Source organism: Streptomyces sp. cmx-18-6 (genome assembly GCF_046548915.1).
Taxonomy (GTDB): Bacteria; Actinomycetota; Actinomycetes; order Streptomycetales; family Streptomycetaceae; genus Streptomyces.
In genome coordinates this window covers 121,206-127,656 of the sequence record NZ_JAEBEP010000012.1, presented here as the reverse complement: position 1 = coordinate 127,656, position 6,451 = coordinate 121,206, and the positions used below count along the sequence as shown (strand labels likewise).

Genomic DNA, 6,451 nt, shown 5'->3' with positions numbered 1-6,451 from the left:
CCGGCGGCACAGCGCGGGAGGGGGACCCGGCCCCGGCCGGATCCCCCTCGGTCCCGCACACCCCGCCCGCGCCGCACGGCGCGGGCGGGGATCGTCCCGCGTGCCACCCCTACATCTTCTTGAGCATGGCCTCGATCTCGTCGACCGTGCTGATGGCGAAGCTGTAGTTGGCCATCACGAAGTGCTTGGAGGGGAAGGCGCGCCCGGCCTTGACGGCGGGTACGCCCTTCCACAGTTTGTGGTCCAGCAACTGCTGGGTCGTGGGGGTCGCCTTGCCGTCGTACTGCACCGAGTAGATCAGCGCGTCGCAGTCCTTGAGGACGTCCATCTCCTCGTAGCTCTTGGCGACGAAGCCCGCCTCCTTCTCCGGCAGCCCCGCGCCGATACGGAGCCCGACGTCGCGCATCACCGTCACCAGAGGGGTCCCGAGGAAGAATTTCCCGTTCGGGCCCCCGCTGAGCGGCGCCCAGGTCGTCGTCTCGATCTCCTTGCGGTAGGCCGTCTTCACCTCGGAGATCCGCCGCTCGTACTCCTTCTTCTTCGCGGCGAGCTCACTCTCGCGGTTGACCGCCGTGGCGATCTTGGCGATCTGCTGGTGCCAGAGCGACCCGCTGGTGTGCCAGTCGAAGTACGCGACCGGGGCGATGGTCTTGAGCGGAGCCGACTTCTCCTTGTAGAACTGATCGATGATCAGGTCGGGCTTGAGGGCGGCGATAGCCTGGGAGTTGGGCGTTCCCGAGGCGCCGATGGTGTCGACGCTCTTGAGCTGTGCGTACACGTCCGGAGGCAGCAGTTGCGCGTTGGCCGCCCCATCGGGGACCCCCACGGGAACCAGTCCGAGATCGAGGAGCATCAAGGCGTCGTAGTTCTCCAGAACCACCACCCGCTCGGGCTTCTCCGGCACCCGCACGGTCCCGTTGTCCGTCTTCAGGCTGCGGGTCGCCGCACCGGAGGGTGCTGTGGACCCGTCGCCCGAGGGCTTGCCGTCGGACTCGCTCACGCCGCACGCCGTCAGACCTAAGGCCGCCGCGGCCCCCGTGAGCCCTCCGAGGAAACGCCTGCGCTCCACCGGGCCGGACAGGACACGTGAACGTGCCATGTTCACTCCTTCGTTCAGGAACAGAGAGTTCTCCCGGCCGCACCGGAGCGGTACCGGAAGTAAGGTATGCCTAACCTATCGCTTCCGGGTGGGATTCCGGGAGTCGATCACCGAACATCAGCGAGGAGTCCGCGGAACATGAGCAGGGCCACGACCGATGAGCGCCGAACCCGCAGGCCGGGGCGCGTCTATGTCACCACCGTGCGCAGGGTGCGACGCATCACGCCCCGAATGGCCCGACTCACCCTGTACGGTGACGAACTGTCAGTATTCAGCAGTCAGGGAAGCGACCAGCATGTCGCCCTGTACTTCTACGAGCCCGGCGTCGAGCTGCCCCGTCCCTTCACGGCCGAGGCGGCCAGAGCCCTGCTGCCCGTCGCCCAACCGCGCCTGCGCCGCTACACCATCCGGAGCCACCGCCCCGAACTGGGCGAAGTGGACATGGACTTCGTGCTCCACGGCCCCCGACAGCTCGCCTCCGGCTGGGCGGAGCGGGTCCGGCCGGGCGACGAGGTGATCTGGTTCGGGCCCAGCCCGGCCTATCCGCTCACCCCGCTCACCGACTGGACCCTGCTGCTCGGGGACGAGACCGCGCTGCCCGCCATCGGCGCAATCCTCGAGGAACTCCCGCCCGGGCACCGGGTCCTGGCCGTGATCGAGGTCGCCGGCCAGGAGGAGGAACAGCCGCTGCCCAGCCGCGCCGACGCCACCGTCACCTGGCTCCACCGCCACGACCGCGACCACGGCGACCTCCTGCGCGACCACGCCCTCTCCCTGGCCCTCCCGCCCGGCAGCGGCCGCGTCTGGGGCGGCGCGGAGCGCACCGTCGTACGGACCCTGCGCCACCACTTCGTCCACGGCCTCGGCCTCGACCGCGCCGACACCCATCTCACCGCCTACTGGACCAAGGGCGAAACCCAGGACAGCGAGGTCTGACCCCCACCATGCCTTCCGCAACGCTCAACGGCAGCACCCTGTTCTACGACGACACGGGCCACGGGGAGCCCGTCGTCCTCGTCAACGGCACCGGCGCCAGCCGCGGCGCCTGGCGCGCCCACCAGACCCCCGCCCTCCTCGCGGCGGGCTACCGGGTCATCGCCCCCGACAACCGGGGCTACCCGCCGGACGCGGCGCCGGCCGGCCCCGTCACCCTGGACGCCATGGCGGGCGACGTGGCGGCGCTGATCGACCACCTCTCCCTCGCCCCCTGCCGGATCGTCGGCTTCTCCATGGGCGCGTCCATCGTCGGCGAACTCCTCCTCGCCCGCCCCGAACTCGTCAGCCAGGCCGTCCTGATGGCCGGACGCGCCCGCCCCGACACGTTCGGCTCCGCCATCAACCTGGCGGCCCGCGAACTGTCCGACAGCGAAGTCGACGTCCCCGCCTCCCACCACGCCGTCTTCACCGCCCTGTGCTACCTCTCGCCCCACACCCTGCGCGACCCCGAGGCCGTACAGGACTGGCTCGACGTCTTCGCCTACGCACGGGGGGAGTCCGGACCCGGCGTCCGCGCCCAGTACGAGGTCATGGCCGACCCCACCGACCGGCTGCCCCGGTTCGCCGCCCTCGACGTCCCGCTCCTGTGCATCGGCTTCGCCGACGACGTCATGATCCCGGCGGCGGCCGGCCGGGACATCGCCGACACCGTCCCGGGGGCGCGCTACACCGAGATCGAACGCGCCGGCCACTTCGGCCATCTGGAACGCCCCGACGAGGTGAACGCGGCGCTGCTCGACTTCTTCGCGGAGCTGCCCGCCCGGCCCGCCGAGCCCGTCCGCTCCGAACGCCCCCTCGACGCCGGGCGAGGTGTCGCATGAGCCGCCCCGCGGAAGCCGCGAAGCCGGATCCCGCCGACCCGGCGCCCGCCGCGCCCACCACCAGGGACGGCCTGCGCCTCCTGACGGGATGCCTGCGGGACCGTCCCGCCCTCGCCGCCCTCGCCGTGCTCGGCGGCCTCGTCTACCAGCTCGCGCTCATCGCCCTGCCCTGGTTCATCGAACGCGCCGTCGACCAGGGGATCGTCCGCGAGGACAGCTCAGCGCTCCTCCGCTGGGCCGTGATCATCGTGGCGGCGGGCATCCTCGCCGCCCTCGCGGAAATGCTCCTCGGCTGGTACTCCACCCTGCTCGCCACCACCCAGGGCAACCGCCTCTACATCGCCCTCGCCGACCGGGTCTCCCGGCTCGACACCTCCGCCCTCACCCGCTTCGGCGAGGGCGACCTCGGCATGCGCGGCACCCGCGACGTGGACCTGGTGCGGGGCTGGCTCTCCGGCTTCGCCTCGTTCGTGACCGGGATCGCCGGCTTCGCCGTCATGATCGTCGCCATCATGCGGCTCGACCCGCTGCTCGCCGTGCTCTGCGTGCTGTGCGTCCCGCCCCTGGTGTGGATCAACACCTACTGGTTCCCCAAGCGGTTCGGCGCCGCCAACACCCGGCTCTCCGCCGCCCATGGCAGCCGCGCCGACGCGGTGGAGGAACTGCTCTCCGCCAGCGCGGCCGTACGCGGACTCGGCGGCGAACCCGCCCTGGTGCGACGGCACCACGAGCGCAGCGCCACGGTCACCGAGCACACCCTCGCCACCGGACGGGTCTCCGCCGACTGGGCCGCGCTCTCGCCCTTCGTGCCCGCCCTCGCCATCGGAGCCGGGCTCGGCCTCGGCGGCGTCGCCGTGCTGCGCGGCACCATGTCCGTGGGCGGCATCGTCGCGTTCACCAGCTGGATGAGCATGCTCGTCCTGTGGGTCGGCGTCATCACCCTGCGGGTCAGCCAGCTCAGCCAGGCCACCACCGCCGCCCGCCGCCTCCAGGAAGTCCTGCTGCCGAGGCCCACGGACCGCGCCGAGGGAGCCGAACCCCTGCCCGCCGCCGGCGAACTCACCGCCGAGGGCGTCAGCCACCACTCCGGCGGACACGCGATCCTCGCCCCGGTCGACCTCACCGTCCGCCCCGGCGAGCTGATCGCCGTGACCGGCCCCACCGGCTCCGGCAAGACCACCCTGCTGAGGATCCTCGCCGGACTCCTGCCGCCCAGCACCGGCGTCGTACGCTTGGGCGGCCTCCCGCTGGAGTCGGCCGACGCCGCCGACGTACACGCCAGGATCGGTTACGTACCCCAGCGTCCCGTCACGCTCAGCGGCACCCTCGCCGACAACCTGCGCCTGGGCGCGCCCTATTCGGACGACGAGCTGCGCCGGGCCTGCCACACCGCCGCCCTCGACGGCTACCTCGACTCCGCCCCGGACGGGCTCGACACCCTCGTGGGGGAACGTGGCAGCACCCTCTCCGGCGGCCAGCTCCAACGCCTCGCCCTGGCCCGAGCCGTCCTGCGCCGACCGTCCGTCCTGCTCCTCGACGACATCACCTCGGCCATCGACACCACCACCGAACGCGCCCTGCTGGAAAGGCTCCGCGCCTGGTCGGGCACGACCGCCGTCGTCTGCGCCACCCACCGCTCCACCTTCATCGAGGCGGCCGACCGCACCCTCGCCCTGACACCGGCCCGGACGCCGGAAGCCGACGACGTAACGGAAGAGCGGGTGACCACCGGTGGCTGAACACCAGCGCCTGACCGCGACCCCCGACCAGCGCCGCGTCCTGCGCCGCGCCTGGCCCCATATGCGCCCCGAACGGCGCGGGATCGCCCTCGCCCTGGGCGCGAGCGCCGCCGCGACCGCCGCCACCGTCGCCGTGCCCGCCGTCATCGGCGCGGGCGTCGACCAGCTCCTGGAACGGGACCGCGCGGGCCTGTTCACGGCCGTCGCCGCCCTCACCGTACTGGCGCTCCTCCGACTGGTCCTCTTCCGCCAGTCGGAACTGCTCCTCACCACCGTCGGCGAACGCGTCGTCCGCGCCCTGCGCGAACTGGCCGTCACCCGGCTCTCCCGGGCGCCGCTCCGCTTCCTCGAAGCCCACCCCTCCGGGGATCTGCTGCGCCGGACCACCACCGAGATCGCCGACCTCGCCAACTTCGTCCGCAGCCAGCTCCCCGACGTCCTCACCGTCGCGGGCTACCTCGTCTTCACCACCGTCCTGCTGCTCAGCTACTCGCCCCTGCTCACTCTGGCCCTGGCCCTCGCGTTCGTGCCCGCCATCGTCGGTGTGCTGCGGCTGTTCAAAAAGGCCGCCAACCCGGCGTTCGCCGCCGAAGCGGCCGCGGCCGGCACCGTGGCGACCACCTACCGCGAACTCGTCCAGTCCCGCGAGATGCTCCAGACCGGCGGCGGCATCGGCTTCTGGCGCGAGCGCTTCCTCGCGGACAACGAGCGCCGCTACCGGGCGGCCCGGCGCAGCCAGCGCAGCCTCTTCCTCATCAGCCTCTCCCGCATCGTCCAGAGCGTGACGACCGCCGTGCTCCTGCTCGTCGGCGGCTGGCTCGCCTCCCGGGGCTCCATCAGCGTCGGTACGGTCGTGGTCTTCATCCTCGCCACCCGCCAGCTCTTCGACTCGGCCACCCAGGCGTCGAACCTGGTCGGCCAGGTGCAGATCTCCCTGGTCGGGCTCGCGCGCCTGCTCGACCTCCTCACCACCACCGCGCCCCGCCCCGCCCTCGCCTCCCCCCGCCCCGCCCCCGACGACGAACCGCGCCCCGTCACCGCCGAACGCGGCCCGCTCGACATCGAGGACCTCCACTACGCGTACGTGACCGGCACCGAGGTCCTGCGCGGTCTGTCCGTACGGGTGGAACCGGGCGAACGCGTAGGGCTCGTCGGCCCCACCGGCTCGGGCAAGACCACCCTCGCCAAACTCATGACCGGCCTGTACGCCCCCGACAGCGGAACCGTCCGCTACGACGGCCACGACCTGACGAGCCTCCCGCCCGCCGAACTGCGCCGCCGGATCGTCCTGATCCCGCAACGCGTCCACATGATCGAGGGCACCCTGCTGGACAACCTCCGGCTCGTGCCGGGCGACCCCGACGAGCAGACCATCGCCCGGGCCGTCGAACACCTCGGCCTCACCCGCTGGATCGGCGCGCTCGACGACGGCCTGCACACCGACCTGGGCCGGGGCACGGGCAGACTCTCGGCCGGTGAACTCCAGCTGATCGGCCTGGTGCGCGCCGCACTCCTGGATCCGGCCGTCCTCGTCCTGGACGAAGCCACCGCCGACATCGACCCCGAGACGGCCAAGACCCTGGAGAGCGCGATCGACACCCTGCGGGCCGACCGGACCCTCATCGTCATCGCCCACCGGGAGGCCACCATCAAGCGCCTTCGACGCATCATCCGCCTCGACGAGAACGCCCTGCTCACGCAGAGCTGACCGGGCAGACGCGGAACCGGCCCTGCCCACCTGCGTGCTGACCGGGCAGACGCGGAACCGATCCTGCTCACCTGCGTGCAGACCGGGC

Annotated in this window: 5 protein-coding genes; 4 read left to right on the top strand and 1 reads right to left on the bottom strand. The window is 72.1% G+C overall.

The genetic code is table 11. The annotated features are described in order from the left end of the window. Positions 1-109: 109 nt before the first annotated feature. Complete coding sequence (locus ACLJPL_RS26150) at positions 110-1,099, bottom strand: ABC transporter substrate-binding protein (RefSeq protein WP_411083387.1); 990 nt, start codon at positions 1,097-1,099, stop codon at positions 110-112. Between the two features lie 138 nt (positions 1,100-1,237). Here ACLJPL_RS26150 and ACLJPL_RS26145 point away from each other — a divergent pair, with 138 nt between their 5' ends. Genes ACLJPL_RS26145 through ACLJPL_RS26130 form a run of 4 tightly spaced genes read left to right on the top strand, consistent with a single transcriptional unit; the run spans position 1,238 to position 6,363 of the window. Next, positions 1,238-2,035 (top strand): siderophore-interacting protein, encoded by a 798-nt coding sequence (locus ACLJPL_RS26145; RefSeq protein WP_411083386.1) that lies wholly within the window; start codon positions 1,238-1,240, stop codon positions 2,033-2,035. 8 nt (positions 2,036-2,043) lie between these two features. Next, positions 2,044-2,916, top strand: a complete 873-nt coding sequence (locus ACLJPL_RS26140) for an alpha/beta fold hydrolase (protein ID WP_411083385.1) — start codon at positions 2,044-2,046, stop codon at positions 2,914-2,916. After that, positions 2,913-4,655 carry an ABC transporter ATP-binding protein gene (locus tag ACLJPL_RS26135; RefSeq protein WP_411083384.1) on the top strand — a complete coding sequence of 581 codons (1,743 nt, stop codon included), beginning with the start codon at positions 2,913-2,915 and terminating at the stop codon, positions 4,653-4,655. The genes ACLJPL_RS26140 and ACLJPL_RS26135 overlap by 4 nt, the downstream gene beginning before the upstream one ends. Continuing rightward, the gene (locus tag ACLJPL_RS26130; RefSeq protein WP_411083383.1) at positions 4,648-6,363 is read left to right on the top strand and encodes an ABC transporter ATP-binding protein; all 1,716 of its coding nucleotides are present in this window, start codon (positions 4,648-4,650) and stop codon (positions 6,361-6,363) included. The genes ACLJPL_RS26135 and ACLJPL_RS26130 overlap by 8 nt, the downstream gene beginning before the upstream one ends. The last annotated feature ends 88 nt before the right edge of the window (positions 6,364-6,451 follow it).

Coding starts and splice junctions, on each gene's coding strand:
- ACLJPL_RS26150 (WP_411083387.1), bottom strand. CDS start 1,099: ATGGCACGTTCACGTGTCCTGTCCGGCCCGGTGGAGCGCAGGCGTTTC.
- ACLJPL_RS26145 (WP_411083386.1), top strand. CDS start 1,238: ATGAGCAGGGCCACGACCGATGAGCGCCGAACCCGCAGGCCGGGGCGC.
- ACLJPL_RS26140 (WP_411083385.1), top strand. CDS start 2,044: ATGCCTTCCGCAACGCTCAACGGCAGCACCCTGTTCTACGACGACACG.
- ACLJPL_RS26135 (WP_411083384.1), top strand. CDS start 2,913: ATGAGCCGCCCCGCGGAAGCCGCGAAGCCGGATCCCGCCGACCCGGCG.